The 17,637-nt window shown below is 56.1% G+C and carries 13 protein-coding genes and 4 pseudogenes; 11 read left to right on the forward strand and 6 right to left on the reverse strand.

Annotated features, from left to right (window positions below; genetic code table 11):
- Positions 1 to 2: 2 nt before the first annotated feature.
- The 11 genes from tssJ to AO277_RS08105 all read left to right on the forward strand — a co-directional run bounded on the left by tssJ (position 3) and on the right by AO277_RS08105 (position 14,105).
- Positions 3 to 758 (forward strand): type VI secretion system lipoprotein TssJ, encoded by a 756-nt coding sequence (gene tssJ / locus AO277_RS08050; protein WP_080396181.1) that lies wholly within the window; start codon positions 3 to 5, stop codon positions 756 to 758.
- Positions 755 to 2,098 carry a type VI secretion system baseplate subunit TssK gene (tssK, locus tag AO277_RS08055; RefSeq protein ID WP_044318239.1) on the forward strand — a complete coding sequence of 448 codons (1,344 nt, stop codon included), beginning with the start codon at positions 755 to 757 and terminating at the stop codon, positions 2,096 to 2,098. The genes tssJ and tssK overlap by 4 nt, the downstream gene beginning before the upstream one ends.
- Entirely contained in the window at positions 2,095 to 2,808 is a 714-nt protein-coding gene (gene icmH / locus AO277_RS08060) for a type IVB secretion system protein IcmH/DotU (RefSeq protein WP_002551418.1), read from the forward strand. The genes tssK and icmH overlap by 4 nt, the downstream gene beginning before the upstream one ends.
- A 30-nt stretch (positions 2,809 to 2,838) precedes the next feature.
- Entirely contained in the window at positions 2,839 to 6,759 is a 3,921-nt protein-coding gene (locus AO277_RS08065; protein WP_044318238.1) for a type VI secretion protein IcmF/TssM N-terminal domain-containing protein, read from the forward strand.
- Between the two features lie 31 nt (positions 6,760 to 6,790).
- Positions 6,791 to 7,714, forward strand: a complete 924-nt coding sequence (tagF, locus tag AO277_RS08070; RefSeq protein ID WP_044318237.1) for a type VI secretion system-associated protein TagF — start codon at positions 6,791 to 6,793, stop codon at positions 7,712 to 7,714.
- Positions 7,711 to 10,203 (forward strand): type VI secretion system membrane subunit TssM, encoded by a 2,493-nt coding sequence (tssM, locus tag AO277_RS08075; protein ID WP_044318236.1) that lies wholly within the window; start codon positions 7,711 to 7,713, stop codon positions 10,201 to 10,203. The genes tagF and tssM overlap by 4 nt, the downstream gene beginning before the upstream one ends.
- A gap of 155 nt (positions 10,204 to 10,358) precedes the next feature.
- Positions 10,359 to 10,877 carry an Hcp family type VI secretion system effector gene (locus tag AO277_RS08080; RefSeq protein WP_002551414.1) on the forward strand — a complete coding sequence of 173 codons (519 nt, stop codon included), beginning with the start codon at positions 10,359 to 10,361 and terminating at the stop codon, positions 10,875 to 10,877.
- Between the two features lie 92 nt (positions 10,878 to 10,969).
- Positions 10,970 to 12,067, forward strand: a complete 1,098-nt coding sequence (gene tssA / locus AO277_RS08085) for a type VI secretion system protein TssA (RefSeq protein ID WP_002551413.1) — start codon at positions 10,970 to 10,972, stop codon at positions 12,065 to 12,067.
- 177 nt (positions 12,068 to 12,244) lie between these two features.
- Complete coding sequence (locus AO277_RS08090) at positions 12,245 to 12,670, forward strand: DUF2628 domain-containing protein (protein WP_044318235.1); 426 nt, start codon at positions 12,245 to 12,247, stop codon at positions 12,668 to 12,670.
- 37 nt (positions 12,671 to 12,707) lie between these two features.
- A complete protein-coding gene (locus tag AO277_RS08095) occupies positions 12,708 to 13,019 on the forward strand; it encodes a hypothetical protein (protein ID WP_099258895.1) in 312 nt (103 codons plus the stop codon).
- Positions 13,020 to 13,565: 546 nt separating this feature from the next.
- Positions 13,566 to 14,105 carry a hypothetical protein gene (locus tag AO277_RS08105; RefSeq protein ID WP_257214200.1) on the forward strand — a complete coding sequence of 180 codons (540 nt, stop codon included), beginning with the start codon at positions 13,566 to 13,568 and terminating at the stop codon, positions 14,103 to 14,105.
- A 64-nt stretch (positions 14,106 to 14,169) separates the two neighbouring features.
- Here the strand turns inward: AO277_RS08105 and AO277_RS08110 are convergent, their stop codons facing one another.
- From AO277_RS08110 to AO277_RS08130, 6 genes and pseudogenes are all read right to left on the reverse strand, one after another.
- On the reverse strand, positions 14,170 to 14,724 hold the full coding sequence (locus tag AO277_RS08110; RefSeq protein WP_044320156.1) for an HD domain-containing protein: 555 nt from the start codon (positions 14,722 to 14,724) through the stop codon (positions 14,170 to 14,172).
- A gap of 78 nt (positions 14,725 to 14,802) precedes the next feature.
- Positions 14,803 to 15,901: pseudogene (gene tri1, locus AO277_RS08115) on the reverse strand (ADP-ribosylarginine hydrolase Tri1).
- A gap of 84 nt (positions 15,902 to 15,985) precedes the next feature.
- Positions 15,986 to 16,248 (reverse strand): annotated as a pseudogene (locus tag AO277_RS29000) (hypothetical protein).
- A gap of 217 nt (positions 16,249 to 16,465) precedes the next feature.
- Positions 16,466 to 16,990: pseudogene (locus AO277_RS29400) on the reverse strand (hypothetical protein).
- 23 nt (positions 16,991 to 17,013) lie between these two features.
- Entirely contained in the window at positions 17,014 to 17,340 is a 327-nt protein-coding gene (locus tag AO277_RS08125; protein ID WP_054070919.1) for an immunity protein Tsi6 family protein, read from the reverse strand.
- Between the two features lie 203 nt (positions 17,341 to 17,543).
- Positions 17,544 to 17,637: pseudogene (locus AO277_RS08130) on the reverse strand (IS5/IS1182 family transposase); the annotation flags it as partial.

Raw genomic sequence — 17,637 nt, forward strand, 5'->3', positions numbered from 1 at the left:
TGATGAATAAAAGACTTCAAGGCAATTGTTCCTCGAAGCCAGCCTTGGCAAGGTGCCTGGCTGTTCTGGCAATGATGCTGGCTCTGTCCGCCTGTGGCGTGACGGACCGTGTCGCCAAGCGCATGGATGACACCTGGGCTGGCGACATGATGTTTGGTGACAACGAAAAAGTCATCCTGACGACTGACGGCGGTAATCAGCTCAACCCCGATGAGTACGGCAAACCGCTCTCGGTGGTGGTGCGCGTTTATCAACTGGCCTCTCTGGAGCGCTTCGAGTCGATCAACGCCGACAGCCTCTGGGATGATCCGCAAAAGGCTCTGGGCAACACACTGGTTGATAGCAAGGAGCTGATTCTGTTGCCAGGCATAGGGCAGACCGATCAATGGCCGCTGAACCCCAACGCGTCCTACGTGGGCATCGCGGCGTTCTTCCGGACCGACGAAAACAGCCGCTGGAAGGTCGCGTTCGACGCCAACACGCTGCGCAAGGACGGTATCTGGTTCTCATCCGACGGTGTGCGCGTGCTGGTGGACAACAACTACATCCTCGCCGTTCGTGGCGTGGATGTGCTGAACAAGCTCAAGACTGAAGAGCAGTTCGCCAAATCCAATTCGATGCCCGAACAACCCGCCGGCAAAGGTATTACCGAGCGAGTGCAGGACGCCGCTGTCCAGCAGGTTCAGGACTCGGCCGGCAGTGCTGCGAAAAAGGCAGCGGACTCACAATTCAATTCTCTGTTGGAAGGCGCCAAATGAGTAAACAAAGCCGCGTGATGTGGTCGGAAGGCATGTTCCTTTTGCCACAACATTTCCAATATCAGGATGAGTTTCACCAGCATCAGCTTGCTGAGTCGACACTGCGTTCCACGCCTTTCCATTGGGGCGTGCAAACGCTGGAAGTCGACGTCGAGGCATTGGCCACAGGCTCGTTGCAGCTGAAGCGCCTGAAGCTGGTGTTCCCTGACGGCAGCCTTTACGACGCGCCACAGCATGACCCGCTGCCCGCCGCCCGCGACCTGAAAAACCTGACCAAAGGCGGAGAAATCAAGGTCTATGCGGCGCTCAAGCTGCCCGAGCCCTTTGGCCTGAACTATGTTGAAGATGGCCAGGAACAGAAGAGCGCCCGGCGCTTTCGCAAACAGTTCGACACCCTGCCGGACCTCAACGAAGGCGATCTGGAAAACGAAATCACCAGCCTGCGTCTGAACGTCGTGATGCTGGTCGATGGCGACACTCTGGATGGCTACAGCTACTGCCCGATTGCCCGACTGGCACGTAACAGCATCGGCGGCTTCAACCTGGATGCGCATTTTGTGCACCCTACGTTGCACGTGTGCACCCACGAGACGCTGGTTGGCCTTGGCAGACGCCTGATCAGCGTGCTGCAAGCCAAGAGCAAGGCACTTTCTGGCCGCCGCCGCGAACGTGCCGACCAGATTGCCGAGTTCGGTTCCAGCGACGTTACGTTGTTCTGGCTGCTGAATACGGTCAACCGCGCCTACCCGCAGTTGGCCCATCTGCTGGCGCACCCACGCCTGCACCCGGAGCGCCTGTATCTGTTTCTCGCGGAACTGGCGGGCGGTTTGCTGACGTTCTCGCTGGACACCCAGCTGACTGACATCCCCGATTACGATCATCAGGACCCGGCGGCCTCGCTGGTGAAGCTAGACGAACTGGTTCGTCTGCTGCTTGAGAATGTGATTCCGAACCAGTGCATCGTCATCAATCTGAGCCAGGTCCGGCCTTCGTACTGGCAGGGCCAATTGCTCGACCCACGCCTCACCGAAGCGGACTTCTATATTTCGGTGCATGCCGACATGCCCGGCTCCAGCCTGCTGGAACTGGTGCCGCGTGCGTTCAAGGTCGGCTCGCCGGAAGACATCGAGGTGGTCGTCAACAGCGCCATGCCGGGCGTCACCCTGAACCACTCGACACGCCTGCCAAACGCCATTCCGGTGCGCCTGGACAACCATTACTTCTCCATCGAGCCACATGGCCGGGTGTACGAACGCATGATGGAAGCCCAGGCCATTTCCTTCTACGCGCCCAGCGCGTTTACCAATCTCAAGCTTGAACTGTTGGCGGTGCTTAAATGACTGAAGCCGTGATGCAAGGTGCCGCTGCGGCCGCAACCGAAAAACCTACGCTCAAAGACCTGGTACGTGACTTCATCACCATGGCGCTGATTGTCCGTCGCGGCCGCCAGGCGATCTCGGTCACGGCGTTCGAAGCCAGCGTAGATACTTTCTTCGCCAACCTGGAGCGTCAGGCGCGCAGCGCCAATTACAGCGTCGAACAGGTAAAAGACGCGCAGTACGCACTGTGCGCATTCCTTGATGAGAGCGTGCTGCGTTCGGGCGACAACGATATGCGTCGCCACTTCGAAATGGAGCCCTTGCAGTTCCGTTATTTCGGCGTTCACCTGGCGGGCGAAGGCTTCTTCGAGAAAATCGAACTGCTGCGCGCCGACGTGAAAAAGAACCTGGATGTGCTTGAGGTGTACCACCTGTGCCTGGCGCTGGGTTTCGAAGGCAAGTTCGGCCTCGGCCAGAAAGACCAATTGCGCTATCTGGCCAACACGCTGGGCCAGGACATCGCACGCTACCGCAAGACGCCAAAGGCGCTGTCGCCTGACTGGGCATTGCCTGACCAAGTGTCGCAGATGCTTCGCCATGAAGTTCCGGTATGGCTTTACCTGGTGCTCATCGCCCTCGTGTGCCTGGGTGTCTATCTGACGCTTGACTGGTTGCTGGGCAAAGACGTGGCCGCATTGGCCGAACAAATCAGCCAACTGTTCAATGCTTGAGTCCCGATCAGGTAACCGAGTCAGGAAGACATGAAGACATTACTGCGCCTGTTAAAAAGTTTCTGGTTCCTGGTCCCGATACTGTGGCTGATCAGCCTGGCTGTCTGCTGGTTTTTCGCCCCCAGGATCAGTTGGCTGCAAGGCTATACGCTCGAAGCGATGGCGATCATCAGCGCCTTCTATCTGCTGTTGATCGTACTGCGCCAATACCGACGGATTCGTACCGAACACAACCTCGAAAATCTGGTTCAGATCGAAGTTGACCGCTCGCTGAAGTCCACCGGTGAGTTCCGTGATCAGCAAGTGCTGCGCGACCGCCTCAAGCATGCCATTGCCATGCTGCGCACCGATCGCTCGGCAGGCGGTGGCGGCTCCTCGGCGCTCTACGATCTGCCCTGGTATCTGGTCATCGGCATGTCGGCGGCAGGCAAGACCTCCTTGCTGACCCGCTCCGGCCTGTCGGCCAGCATTGCCAGTAGCGCCAATGACACGGAAAGCGGCACTCAGCATTGCGACTGGTACTTCAGCCCTGAAGCAGTGATGATCGACACCGCGGGTCGCTACCTGCGTGACGATCAGTCTGCCAGCGAATTCGCTGCGTTCCTGCGTATGCTCAAAAAGCAGCGCAGCAAGGCCGCCGTCAATGGTCTGGTGCTGGTGGTCAGCCTGCCAGAGCTATTGGCCGCCTCTGCCGCCGAGCGCAACGAGATGGGTGCGCGCCTGGTAACGCGCATCGAGGAATATACCGATTGCCTGGACGCCAACCCGCCTATTTATCTGATGCTGACCAAGACCGACCAACTGCCCGGCTTCAACCAGGCTTTCGACGGTATGGACCTGCATGAGCGCCAGCAGCCGCTGGGCATGACGTTCGGTCTGACAGAGATCAACACAGAAAGCCTGCGTTCGGTGCTCGATCGCAAACTGGCGAACCTGCAAGCGCATGTCAGTCGCCACGTCGATGCACAGATGATCGCGCTGGGTGCCGACGCCAACAGCGCCCTGCTCAACTTCCCCAACTACTTTGCCGAGCTGTCGGCGATACTCGAACAGTTCCTGCAGCATTTCGCGCGCAGTAACGTCAACGGTACCCAGTTGTTGCTGCGCGGCCTGTATTTCACCAGTGCCCTGCAAACCGACAAGCAACTGACACCGGTGTATGAAGACGAGCTTTCAGAGTCGTTCGTCTTGCGGCCAGCGACCGCACCCGATGCGCTGGAAGAGGACGAACAACGGAAAATCAGTGATCGCAGTTACTTCATCACCGATACCTTCCGCCGCGTCATTTTCCCTGACCGTGACCTGACCCTGTACCAGTCACGTCATGGCCGCGACAAATCACTGGGGCCGATTGTCATCGCTCTGGCGCTGTTCGCCGGGCTGGCCTTCATCGGCTGGCAGGCCCTGTCGTTCCAGAAAAACCGCGAGTGGCTGGCCGCGATCAGCCAACAGTTGACCGAACTGGAACAGTCCCCGGACCGTGCCCAGCGCCTTGCTTCCGGCCAAGGCCTGGAATTGCTGCGCAACCAGCTGGCTGCCATCGAGAAATACCGCACCAAGGGCGTGCCTCTTCAGCTCAGTGGCGGCCTGTACCGTGGCGACGATATCTACTTCGCCACCCAGACTGCCTACCTGCAGCAACTGCGTACCCAGGCGCTGGAACCGATCACGCTGAAACTGCAATTGCAGATGCGTGAATTCAACGAGTTCGCCAAAACCATGGACCCGCAATATGGCTTCGGGGCTACACCCGCAGGGTCGGAAACCAAAACGGGCAAGGTACGCGCTCAAGGTCAGAAACTGCTGGACCGCGGCGCGCGCAACGTCGCTGCGGGCCGTCCGACCAGCCTGAGCAGCATCCCGCGCAGCACCGGCGAGGTTGCCAATCGACTGACCGGCGCAGCAAGAGGCACAGCCAGCCAGACGCGCAGCGAAGCGATTGCCGCGCTACGCAACCCGGCCACTGCCAACGATGCTGCCGAGCTTTCAGCCACAACAGGCGGCTTGTCGTTGTCGGAAGAGATGCTCGGGCGACTCGATGAACGGCAAGTGGCGTCCATCATCGAGTCATACAACGCCCTCAAGCTCTATCTGATTCTGACTCAGCCGACCACGCATCCGGAAACCGAGTTCGTCAACGCAGCGTTGCCGGTGGCCTGGGCGGGCATTTCCAGCGAGACCAATCCGATCAGCGACGACGTCATCGAGGACAACTCGCCGGTCTACGTACAGCTGCTCAAGAATGGTGACGCGCCGGCCATGCCACGCAATGAGCAGCTGATCGACGAGACCCGCAAGAGCCTGAAGTTTTTCATGATCTCCAGCTCGCTGGTGGACCGTGAATACCTGCGCCTGCAACTGGAATCCAGCCGTCAGTTCCCGGCAATCGGCCTGAATGATCTGGTACCTATGCCGGGTCGCCAGTTGCTCTACGGTTCGGAGGCTGTACCTGCGATTTTCACCCGTCAGGGCTGGGAAGAGTTCGTGAAACCCGAGCTGATCAAGCTGGTGTCCGGCAACCTGCGTAACGAGTCGGATTGGGTTCTGGATGGCGAAGGCGGCGACAGCGTGGTGCAGAAAGCCAACTTCGTTCGTGAATTCATGGCCCGTTACAAGCGCGACTACACGCAGGTCTGGTACACCATGATCGACAGCGTCGGTGTGCGCCGCTTCAGCGACATGGCCAACGCCACGCAGCAGTTGTCATTGCTCAGCGACGTACGCAATTCGCCGGTCAAACTGCTGCTGTCTGCCGTCAACGACAACACGCAATGGGACGTGCCTGCGCCTCGCGAAGCGCAACAGACCGGAGTCAAACGCGACGATGGCTTCTGGGGCAAGGTCAGCGGTATCTTCGACAACAAGGAAGCTGCGGCCAGCGTACTGATCTCGCCATTGCCTGCCGTGGATGACGGCAGTCTGGCCAAACGCTTCGAACCTGTATCAAGGGTTTTCGCAGCGCAGAATGCCGAGGGCGCTGACAGCACCATCATGGATCGCTACCTGGCAGCGCTGCGTAAACTCAAAGTACGGATGAACAACATCCAGCGCTCGCAGGATGTCGGCAAGAGCAGCAAGCAGTTGATCAGCGAAACCCTTGAAGGGCAGCCGAGCGAAGTCACCAACGTGCGTAACTACGTTGAAACCACGGTCGATACCAGTCAGGGCGGGCTTTCCACCTCGCTGCAAAGCCTGTTCAGCCTGCCGATCCAGTTCGCCTGGGAAACGCTGCGCGATCCGGCCGGCGAACAGATCGCCAAAGCCTGGGCCAAACAGGTCGCCAAACCTTGGGAACAGGTCATGGCGCATCGTTACCCGATTGCTGCGGACAGCCGCAACGAGGCATCGGTGAAAGACCTGCAACGCTTCGTCGACCCGGAATCCGGCCTGCTACCGAACTTCAAGCGCAACGAAATCGGCAACCTGTCCGATGGCGAAGGCCTGGGTATGGGCAGCGGAGCCAAGGCTGCGCCGCTGGTCAATCCGAAAATGGTCAGCAACATCGACAAGGCCAGTTCGCTGGGCGAGGTCATCGCCAGCCTCTCGGATCGCAACAATGGTTTCGAGATCATGCTGGAGCCGTCGGCCTACTTCACTGACATCATCTTCACGCTGGATGGCCAGGAGCAGCATTACCGCAACGGCAAAACCAGCTGGAGCCGCTTCTCATGGCCGGGCACCACGACAGCACCGGGCGCACGCCTGGATGTGGTCACGCTGACCGGCGAGCGCATCACCGTGTTCGACTACACCGGGCGCTGGGGCCTGCTGCGCATGAACGACAGCGCACGGGTCGCCGACCTGGACGGTATTCAGCAGCGTTTCAGCTGGAACACGGCCAAGGGGCCGGTCAGTCTGGTGGTGCGCAACTATGGTGGCGTGAAGCTGACCGACCTGGCCAACGTCAAGGCGCTGAGCGCGCTTAACGCAACAGATGGGCGGACCAAGTGAGGATGCACATGCTCGATCTGGAGGGCGGTCGATGATTGGCTGCTTCGGAAAAGTGCCCGCGAGCGCAGATTTCGTCAGCCTGCATGGCGCCAGCGACGATGTCTGCGAGTTCGATGCCTGGCTGCAAGGCGCACTCGCCGACATGCAGCAGCGCGACGATTGGCGCACGTTGTTCGACCAGTTGCCCGTGTGTTTTTTCAGCTATCGGGCGCGTAGCGGCAACTGGCTGGTGGGCGGTTTGATCAGTTCGCGGGACTCGAGTGCACGGCGTTATCCGTTCTTCATCTTTCAAACGGTGAAGTCCAGCGACGCCGGTGTGTTCGTGAACCCGTTTACCCTGAGCGAACTGTTCGCCGGGCAGATCAAACCGCTGCTGCACATGGCCGCACAGGGCGAAGGCACCTCAGTGCTGTTCGAACGCATCAGGGCCTTGCGCCCGCTGCAAGGACAGGACTTTGAACTGTTCCGGCGTGTGCATGAGAAGTTTCTGGTGAACTTCACCCTGCGTGACATTGCGACTTCGCTGGAGAGCTCATACCCCGAGTTCATCAGCAATGCCGTGCTCACCCGGCTGCAAGCGCTTGGTCGCCCGTCGTACAGGGCACCGATCGGTATTTCGCTGCCACTGCCTGCCGAGCGAGGCTTGAAGAACCCGACAGCAGATCTGTGGGTCAATTGGCTGACACGCATTGACCCGAACAAGGCAGTGCCGCAAATCAGCATTCTGGCGGACGACTTCATGCGCCCCCGACTGTTCTGCTTCCCGTCGCGCAACACCTCAGGCGTGTACCGCGTGGTGACGGGCGTGGGCGAGCATTCGGAGAACTATGACGTGCTGGCACGCTTTGACGCGTTCGACGAACACCACCGAGGCCATGTGTTTCCAGACATTGACCGCCCTCTTTATGACGTTATCGACCGCTTTGTCGATGTGCTGGATTTGAAGTCCGTATGAACAAGATCAAATACTACTTTTTGCGCTACCAGCCCTATGTTCTCGGGGTCTGCTTTTTTCTGTCGATCTTCATCATCTGGAGCATCGGCCGTGCCCTGGGCTTCAGTTCGATGAACAGCCTGCTGACGGGGATAGGCCTGTTCCTGCTGCTGTCGGCGGCGTATGTGCTGTTGCTGTATCGGGGCGTATCACAGCATCAGAACCTGGAGGGTCTGCTGCGTGATGACGCCGATCAGGCCGTGCTCAATGCCAGCCCGGCGGATCGCGAAGAGGTCAGCCTGCTGCGTGAGCGCTTGCTGCAAAGCATCGAACGGTTGCAGAGCAACAAGCCGAACGGCAGCAACGCCAAGGACGCGCTTTACGCCCTGCCCTGGTATCTGGTGGTGGGTCAGCCCGCAGCGGGCAAAAGCACCATGCTGTATCAGTCGGGCCTCAACTTCCCCTACGCCGAGCGCGAAGGCGCACGCGTCGCCGGGCTGGGCGGCACTCGCAATTGCGACTGGTTCTTCAGCTCGGAAGCCGTGCTGCTGGATACCGCTGGCCGCTACATGAATGATCAGCAGGAAGCCGGCAAATGGCGCGCCTTTCTGCAATTGCTGCGTCAGCATCGCCAGCGCAGACCGCTAAACGGCCTGATTGTCACGGTCAGCATTCATGACATTCTGCAATCCTCGGTGGAGGATCAGGAGCGCATCGCCAAACGTCTGCGCGAGCGAATCCAGGAAACCCACGCGCTGCTGGAAGTGCGTCTGCCGGTGTATCTGGTGTTCACCAAGTGTGACCTGGTACCGGGCTTTGTCCCCTTCTACCGCCAGCTGGATGATGTGGCGCGTGGCGAAGTGATGGGCAAGACCTTCCCGCACAAGGGCTTCGAGCAAGCTGACTGGGGCCAGCGCTTCGGTGTGGCGATGGACGAGCTGATCAATTACTGGAAAGAGATCGCCAACCAACAGCTGGTGCTTCAGGACATCCAGATCACGCGTCAGGACACCGCGGTGTATCGCTTCCCGCTGGAACTGGAAGCCTTGAAACCGCGCCTGCTGATGTTCGTCGATGCCCTGCTGCGCGCCAACCCGTATCAAAGTGCCGAGATGCTGCGCGGTTTCTACTTCACCAGCGCACTGGACGCCGACCAGCCCGAGATGGGCGGACACACCCGCCAAGTGACCGAGCGCTTCCAGCTGGAAAGCGAGCAGGACCTGGTCGACGGCAATGCGCAGCCGCACCCGCTGTTCATCAACAGCCTGTTCCGCAAGGTGATCATTCCCGACCAGCATCTGGTGGCGCTATACACCACCAACCATCGCGAGCGTCGCCGCAAGGCCGCGTGGATTGGCGGCACCAGTCTTGTTGCCCTTTTGATCTGCAGCCTGTGGGGCTGGTCGTACTGGAACAACAAGGACAACATCCAGTCCATTTCCACCGAACTCGCCCAGGCTGCAGCCGATGACAGCAAAGCCACCGGTCAGTACACCGAGTGGCAAACGCTGGATCGCATGCGCTTTTGGACTTCGCTTTACTACGATCGTCATCACGACGAAGGCGTACCGCTGCGCTTGCGCCTGGGTCTTTACCGGGGCTATGACGTCGAGCCGTTGCTGCGCACGCGCTACTTCAACCGTCTGGAAACGGTGATGCTCAAGCCGACCGCAGACAACCTGACGCGCTCGCTTTACCTGCTGACCACTATCAAGGTCTACCAGCGCAACGCCAAGGACCTGATGCCGGTCACGGGCGTCGACAGCGTCGAACCCAAGGCACTGCCGCCGGATAACCGCGCGCAATCCATCGCGGCCTTCGGCAAGGCGACGCTGGATACTTACGTCATGCTGTCGCGAGCGCAGCGCGAGAAGGCTGACCCGGCCTTCCTGAAAGCGAAGATGCCTGATTACTGGTACCCGGCCATTGCGCGCCAGACCGGCAAGACCATCACTGCGAACGCCGAGGCAGGCTCCAATCAGGATTACGAGTACGCCAGCCGCCAGATCAACTTCTACAGCGATCAGATTCACGAACTGGACGTGCCGAGAATTCTCGACAACGCATTCCTGACATCCAGTTCGCGTAATTACATCAACAGCCTGTTGACGCAGTCGTTGAAGGCTATCGAAACCATCACGCTGGAATCGGACACCCTGTTTGCCTTTGGTCGTGCCGACTTCCAGAGCCTGAAAACCGAAGGTCAAAACCAGTTGAGTGCGATCGCCGGCAAGCTGTTGAGCACACCGAACATCGGCAAGATCGTGATTGCAGGTCACGCCGACCAGCTGGGCGACCCGCAAAGCAACATGCAGGTGTCCAGGCAGCGTGCACAGACCATCAAGACGTATCTGGTCGGCAAGGGCGTGCCCACCGAGCTGGTGGACGCGGTCGGCGAAGGCAGCGAGAAACCCTTGGTCAAATGCGATATGCAGCAGCCGAGGGCTCAGTTGATTCAGTGCCTTGAGCCGAATCGACGCGTAGAGATCGAAGTGCGCGCGCTCAATTGATCGCGCAGTGCAAGCAAACCGAAGCCCAGGTTGTCCACATGAGACCAGGGCCGTGGCAAGAGAACCTTTCTTGATCGTTTCAAGAAGGTTAATCAAAGGGGTCGTGTTCTGTCTTTAGACACCACAACCTTAAATGAAGAAAGGAGACGCAGAAAATGGCATTTGACGCATACATCCAAATCGACGGCATCCCGGGCGAAGTTCTGGACGACAAGCACAAAGACTGGATCGAAGTGCTCGGCTACGAGTTCGGCGCTACCCAGGCCACCTCCGCCACCGCCAGCTCGTCGGGCGGTGCTTCGTCCGAGCGCGTTGCACTGAGCGACTTCAGCATCCGCAAATCTGTGGACAAGGCTTCTGCCAAGCTGTTCGAAGCGTGCTGCAAAGGCACTCACATCGCCAAGATCCAGCTGAACGTCAACCGTGCTGGCGGCGACAAGCTGACCTACCTGACCATCAACCTGGAAGAAGTCGTTGTGTCTTCCGTGAAGGCTGTAGCAGGCGGCAACCAGAAAGGCGAAGACAACGCCGTCAGCGATCTGCCGATTGAAGAAATCAGCTTCAACTTCGCTCGCATCAAGACTACCTACACCCAACAGAGCCGTTCCGATGGCCAGGGTGGCGGTAACGTCACTGGCGGCTGGGACCGCACTGCGAACAAAGTATTCGCTTAAGTCTGTGACACCTCGGGTCGCGCAAGCGGCCCGTCTTCAGCACCGTGCCTGCCCAGGTACGGTGTTCTTTTATCCTCTGATCAGAGTTGACTATGTCTGAATTTCTCAACGACCTTTCGCTTGCCGATCTGACGGCGCCCATCAACGGGGGCAGCGGCGAAGACCTGAGCTTTTCCACCCTGTTCGATCAGGTCAAGGAAGCTCGTCGAGCAGACCCCGATTACCTCACCCAAGGTGACTGGCAAACCGATCTGAAGTCCTCGGACTGGGATCAGACCATCACGTTGGCCGCACAGGGCCTTGCTGAACAAAGCAAGGACCTGATGCTCGTCGCCTGGCTCAGTGAAGCCCTGGCGCACAAATACCACTTTGTCGGCATTACCTTCGGCCTGACCGTGGCCGAGCGGATCCTGCAAAATTTCTGGGACGATCTGTACCCGTCGCTGGAAGACGGCGTAGAAGAACGTGCCGCCCGCCTGGCCTGGCTGAAAACCACGCTGACCGAAGTCGTCGGCGGGCTGCCAATCACCCAGGGGCAGAACTTCGGTCTGTTGCGCTACGACGAGTCGCGCCACGTGGAAAACCTCGCGCTGCAAAACCCCAAGGCCATGCAGGCTGCTGTTGACGAAGGCAAGATCAACGCCGAAATCTTCCAGCGCTCCGTGGTACTGACCGACTCCGACCACCTGCGCCTCAAGGCCAGCGAAATCGCTGCCAGCCTGTACGCCTGCCAGCAGCTCCAGGCCACTGCCGACACCCTGTTCGGCCGCGACGCGCCCAGCCTCGTCACCCTGAGCGACATCCTGCAACGCGCCGGGCAACTGACCGAAAAGCTGCTCAAGGACCGAGGAATAGAACTGAGCCCTGCCCCGGCAGCCGCCGCTCAGACCGCACCCGAAATCGCCATCGACCAACCCGCAGGTGCCGCGATGACCCAGACCACCCAGGACAGCGCATCCGCACCACTGCGCACCACCCCGGCCACTCGCGACGAAGCCTTCACCATGCTCGCCGGCATTGCACAGTTCTTCAAAAACACCGAACCGCAAAGCCCCGTCCCGTACCTCATCGAGCGCGCCATCAAGTGGGGCAACATGCCGCTGGAAGGCTGGCTGAACGACGTCATCAAGGACAGCAACGTCGTGGACAGCATTCGCGATGTGCTGGGTACGAAAGAGCCTAAGCAGTAAGGGCGATCTGGTGGATCGGTCTGTATGAAGGTGCGTACAGACCGTCGGGAAATGCACCACGAGGCGAGTCTGTCTGTACGACTGACGTGCCCATGATTTACCCGTATTTTGTGTCGTACCCAGCACTGCAACAGGGAACGACCATTCACAGGATTCACACACATCAGGGATTAGAGAATGAACACGTCAGACCCGGTAAACGCATCAGGCCATTACAGCGACAAATGGAAAGAACGCTTCGCCTTTTTTGAAGCGCACGGCGGCCCAAGCGCACCGGGGTTCAGACCTGCGCTCAAGCAACTGCCCTTTCTGAAAAAAGTGAAAATCAACTTCAACTTCTTCGCGTTCTTTTTCGGGCCGGTTTACCTGTTCATTCTGGGGCTATGGAAGAAGAACCTGTGCATTATCGCGATCATGATAGTGGTTTCTGTCGCGCTGAACATCGTGATGGACATGTTTGAGTTCCGCTACGCCAAGGAGGCGAGTTCTGCGCTGGGGTTTGCGTTTAATTCGCTGTATGGCCAGTTGACCAATTACGCGTATTACCTGAAGGAAGTGAGAGGCGAGCAGGGCTGGAATCCGTTTGAGGAGTTGCGTTGGTAATGCGAAATTATTGAGCTCTATTTTCAGGGAGGTATACATGTTTGAGCCTGTGGTTACTACGGTGGTACTGCTATTTTTCTCAGTGCTGGCATTTTTTACTTTTTATGCGCCGGTCAGCACGGCAGTGTTACTGATCCGTAAGAAAAACCCTATTGACAGGGTGTCTCGACTTTCCTATGGAGCATCCATGCTCTTATCGTTTCCTGCGTCAGGTTTTGCTCTTATAGTCAATGTTGTCCCGAACTCCAGGTATAGCGATTACACGAATTTATTCCTCTCGATCTCCGCCTATTTCTTTGTTCAGGCAGTGACGATGGCGGTACTAATGGGTAAAACCAGAGTACATTGAGGTCAAGGAATAGTCTGTAGAAGTTTGTATTAGCCAAGAAGGTTAATTTTACCGTTAGTACTCCTCACTGCCTATCTAAGCAGAAATGGAGTCATCACTTACAGGGAAGCCAGTATGCGACCAATCATCGTGATCAACGACCCCACCTCTCCGTTTACAGTAAGCCGACCAGCATTGCCTCAGCTGCGGCTGGCATGGCCAGAGGTGCTTTTGTTGGCGTTGTGTTAATCGCTGCTTCCCAGGGGGCAGCGCAGTTGACTTTAGTAATACTCGTTGGATGGGGGGCAGGTCTAGGCGTTCAGGCTCTCATCGTTAATCAAGGATGGGATAAACATCTCGGGAACATGCTAAACCATGAGAAGACATAATGATTAATTCAGATAGCCTTAAAAAAGCGCCTGGCTAGCATTCTTCACGACTGCTTTTTTTACAGCCTTTGGCCCATCTAAATTAACGTGTTTTTGGTACGTATATTTTTTGGCGGTAACCTTGATGCTTGCCTGGACAATATACCTAGTCTACCTGTGCGAAAAGTACACAACCTATATGTCGTCGCTTATTAGCGCACTGATTGGTTCACTTACATTGCTCGCTTGTAACGTAGCTTATGTCTCCACTTCTATTTTTTTTGGAGAGAACAGTTTTAATGCTTTCATTACAAGTCTAACCCCTGCCATCATTACATTGTTGGCTTATTATGCGATTGCTAGCAAAAAGCCTTCTTTTCAACCATTCGAATATGACGGACAGAAAATCCAGACGCGTGTTGCTAGCACTTCACAACTATCAACAAGTTATAAAACTGGCTTGATCGCGGGAGCAGCCACGTTGGCGGCCGGTATTTTCCTGCAGGCGTTCGGCGTGCTAACTGGCGGTGTAGTTGCGGCCCTTGTCCTTACTGGATGCTGTGTGACCATACTGTTCTACATGCGGCATGTCATCAGGGGGCTTCGCAGACTCCGACCCAAGGAGCGCAATATGCCTGCTGCGTACACGTTCATGCAAATCGATGAAATTCGCGAAGCCCGCAGTCGTTGGTGGCTGAGCAGGTTTTTCAAATGGTTCTCGTCTCGGCACAAATCGTAGGGTGCGTAACTCTCGATGATTACTACATAGCCCTATTTATCGAAATGGAAAGCCCGCTCATTACTCAGCCTTCAAAGCCATCAACATAAAGCGCCTCATAACGCGCCATCGTATCAATGAGCCGCTGCCGCAGATACCCGTTCGCATGCCCCAAGGCTGCCAGGATCTGCGCCGACTCCACCAGATAAGACGCCCGCTTTGCCTTCTTCCAGGTGGACGGCGCTGACTGAAGATTGGTGATGCGATCACACAACTTGACCGACGCAGCTTCTTTGGAGTGCCTGGCGATCCCAGCGAAATAAAGCGCTTCGGAAGACGGCACGACCAGGTTCTTGCTCAGGCACGCCACCGCTGAAGCCACCTCGACACCAAATGCTTCAGCCAACTCATCCTGAGTCACCGGCGTATCTTCCAGCACGTCGTGCAGTAACGCTGTGGGCAAGGCGATTTCAAGCGCGCCCACAGACTCTTCGCGATGGGCAAAGATCAACTCGTTGGCAACCATCGCCACGTGGGTGGTGTAAGGAAGGTCCGAGCCTGTCATTTTTTGGCCTACGTGGGCATGGGATGCGAATAGCCAGGCTTTGTTGTAGAGCTGTTGCGGACACGGTTTGGGCATGTGGGTCAGATTCCTTGAGACGCGATAAAAATCAGGGATCGCGGGCTGACCCTCAGAGAGAGTACGCGCGCTTCCCTATCAATCGCCGATAGACTCGTCCAAAGGGTCGTGCAGCGGCGCACGCTCGGACAACTGTTGGGCCAGCCCCTGAATATGCTCGGACCATGCGACGTTCTTGACCCATTCCTCCGGCATGCCTGACACCCCATAAAGCGCGCCTGCGATTTGTCCGGCGGTAGCGGCTACGCTGTCGGCATCATCAGCCAGGTTGGCGGCCAGCAAAATAGCATCTTTGAAGTTGTCGGTATTCCATACGGCCCACAGGGCTACTTCGAGTGTGTCGATGACATAGCCTGAAGAGCGGATCTGGTCGCGGTTTTTTTCTTTGTATTCGCCTGCGTTGATGAGCAATGCTCGCGGTAGTAACGGGCAAATGGGCTTCTTCTTTGTCCGCGCCGTTAAGGGCGAGATGGAGCTGTGCGCCAAGCAGCGTACAACACGCGATAGCCTCCAACGCGTTGTGGGTGCATTGACTTTGGGCATCACTCTCACGCCACGTAGCTGAAAGCGAATGTCGGCGAAATATCGCAGTGGGTGCCAAGCGAATTATTGAGCCATTGCCAGCGGTGGATGGGGCATCATTACCATACCAGTGACCGCCATCTTTCAGCCTTCCTTCGATCGCAGCCCGAGTGGCATTGCCGATATCAAAACACTTACCGTTGTGGCTGTTTTCGCCATTTATGTACCAGCGGCCCATTCTCTCTGCGTAATCGATAAGGTCGAAATTGCCCTTCGCAAGATAAGTATCTGCGAGGCAGAAAGCCATGCTTGTGTCATCGGTCCACTCACCGGCATTGAGTTTGAAAGGTCCGCCACCCACCATGTCATGGACATGGCTACGATCACGGGGCAAAAATTCCAGTGTTGTACCGACGGCATCGCCAATGGCCAGCCCAAGAAGGCTACCTTTAGCGCGATCCAGCGCCTGTGCTTCGGTGAGGTTACACGTCCGTGACGCTATCCAGCCGGGCTTCTCTACAGGCAACCTTGGTGCGTCAGCCTGCAACATATAATCCATACGTTGGAGCAACTGCGCAGATGGCGGAGGCAGCAGGTGATCGTAGCGCTCAACATATCGATCGAGGGTTTCGTTGGAGCTTCTCAAGTCAATCATGGGTCCTTCAAGAGTAATTTCTCAAGGTGTAGAGCAGTATGGAAGCTGCTACCGGATGCCCGAGTCTATACCGCTTGTTAGCGGCTAAATAGCCGTCCCCCGCTTTACTCCTGGCTTCTGGATCAAAAGATCATCCCGCTCTCTCCTGCGGCATGTCTTGGCGAAAGCATCTGCAGCAATGAGATCTGTGTGGAAAAGATCAAAGCTGGCTTTGTCGATCTCGTAATACTCCTCGCAATCGATCAAGCCATTATTCACCGGAAATTACAAATAGAAACGCCCTGAGGTTTCCTCGATACCCAAGGAAAGCATGAGGTCGCGATTAAAAAGGTATCGTTAAATTTCATATGACTGCCTTAGAGCCTTAATCATTCAACCTCATAGATAAAGCCCATCAACTTGTGCAAAAAGCGCCTACAACAAGCTTCATTTTCCGTTATAACTACGAATAATCAAAAATAAAGATAAAATTATTATGGGCTTCACCACCTAATAGACCATGCCCAAAAATCAAAAGATTAGCTATCAAAGACCAATAAATGTAAAGCCGCTGCAATCTAAAGCTCACTTCCCGTCTACCTGTATACAATATTCTTGGTCGCCCACCATCTTGCAGGGCCAGCCATCGTTAATTTAACGCGTCGGCTTAAAACAAACTCGCTCATCGTTCACCCAAAATAATTGCCATGCCGAACCAGAAATAAGCAATTTTGGACATGGCGTATAGTCTCTAGCAAGCAATACAATAGTAGTCAATACAGCTATGGAGGGCACAACATAGATTATTGTCTTGATAGAAATCTTGAGCATCAAACTTTGGAAAGCCCCCAAAAAAGAATTATTTGGAGGATCAAATTTCTTCCCTGTCCATACGGCTATAGAGCCTCCAATTATAATTAGCAGCACGGCGGGCGGAACCATGAGTAGGCAGAACGCAAGGTAAGGAGTTTCTACGACAGGTGCATTTCTCTATATACGCCCATACAGAGGAAGTACATGTTCCCAAATCCAGTAAACTGAAAAAACATCGACCAATGTCATGAAAAAAACAAATACCGTCGCTCCAAATCTGAACAGTGCAGGTGACATAGAACTCGCCCCTATCTGAATCATCACCTAACGGGCGGCTCTTGGTATAAGATGCCTGTGGGTAGTTTTACTTTTAGCCCATTAGCTGATTGAGACGCTATATAGCTCACATCCATAATGGCTCGAGCTAGCTCGTAGTCCATATCTTCAAACTCTTTAGCTCCTAGAGCGCCAAGTGACAAATCATGAAGCCTCGACTTGTCTTTCTCAACCCCCTCGAAAACTGCCTTGACATAGATGAGTTGATTAATTACCGATGTATAAACTGGAAACTGGGGATTACGCGCGCACCGATCCTTAGCAAGTAGAAGAGCGTGATTTACATACTCCAGCGCAGTATTAAATATCATAGCGCACTCCATTAAATGACTTTCATCGTTCCGAAACCAAATTTCCAATGGTCCGTGGCTTGACAACACCGTGCCACACCCATGAGAACCACTCCGAAAGCCCATTTTACCTATGTACACCTCAGTGTCCACTGGAGCTTTCATATTGAAAACTCTATGGCGGCTTTTAACCTCATCAGAGAACTGTACCGAACCATCATTATCTAGGGTTTGTCTGAAAAGTCAGCCCGCAAGCATCTTTCGATGCAAGCCAGTGTGACCATCGCTTTAAAGCTACTTGCCAGCTTGTCGTAACGC

The organism is Pseudomonas amygdali, from assembly GCF_002699855.1.
Taxonomy (GTDB): Bacteria; Pseudomonadota; Gammaproteobacteria; order Pseudomonadales; family Pseudomonadaceae; genus Aquipseudomonas; species Aquipseudomonas amygdali.

Bases quoted from the DNA above. Each gene is read 5' to 3' on its own strand.
- tssJ (WP_080396181.1), top strand. From the start codon at position 3: ATGAATAAAAGACTTCAAGGCAATTGTTCCTCGAAGCCAGCCTTGGCA.
- tssK (WP_044318239.1), top strand. From the start codon at position 755: ATGAGTAAACAAAGCCGCGTGATGTGGTCGGAAGGCATGTTCCTTTTG.
- icmH (WP_002551418.1), top strand. From the start codon at position 2,095: ATGACTGAAGCCGTGATGCAAGGTGCCGCTGCGGCCGCAACCGAAAAA.
- AO277_RS08065 (WP_044318238.1), top strand. From the start codon at position 2,839: ATGAAGACATTACTGCGCCTGTTAAAAAGTTTCTGGTTCCTGGTCCCG.
- tagF (WP_044318237.1), top strand. From the start codon at position 6,791: ATGATTGGCTGCTTCGGAAAAGTGCCCGCGAGCGCAGATTTCGTCAGC.
- tssM (WP_044318236.1), top strand. From the start codon at position 7,711: ATGAACAAGATCAAATACTACTTTTTGCGCTACCAGCCCTATGTTCTC.
- AO277_RS08080 (WP_002551414.1), top strand. From the start codon at position 10,359: ATGGCATTTGACGCATACATCCAAATCGACGGCATCCCGGGCGAAGTT.
- tssA (WP_002551413.1), top strand. From the start codon at position 10,970: ATGTCTGAATTTCTCAACGACCTTTCGCTTGCCGATCTGACGGCGCCC.
- AO277_RS08090 (WP_044318235.1), top strand. From the start codon at position 12,245: ATGAACACGTCAGACCCGGTAAACGCATCAGGCCATTACAGCGACAAA.
- AO277_RS08095 (WP_099258895.1), top strand. From the start codon at position 12,708: ATGTTTGAGCCTGTGGTTACTACGGTGGTACTGCTATTTTTCTCAGTG.
- AO277_RS08105 (WP_257214200.1), top strand. From the start codon at position 13,566: ATGTCGTCGCTTATTAGCGCACTGATTGGTTCACTTACATTGCTCGCT.
- AO277_RS08110 (WP_044320156.1), bottom strand. From the start codon at position 14,724: ATGCCCAAACCGTGTCCGCAACAGCTCTACAACAAAGCCTGGCTATTC.
- AO277_RS08125 (WP_054070919.1), bottom strand. From the start codon at position 17,340: ATGATATTTAATACTGCGCTGGAGTATGTAAATCACGCTCTTCTACTT.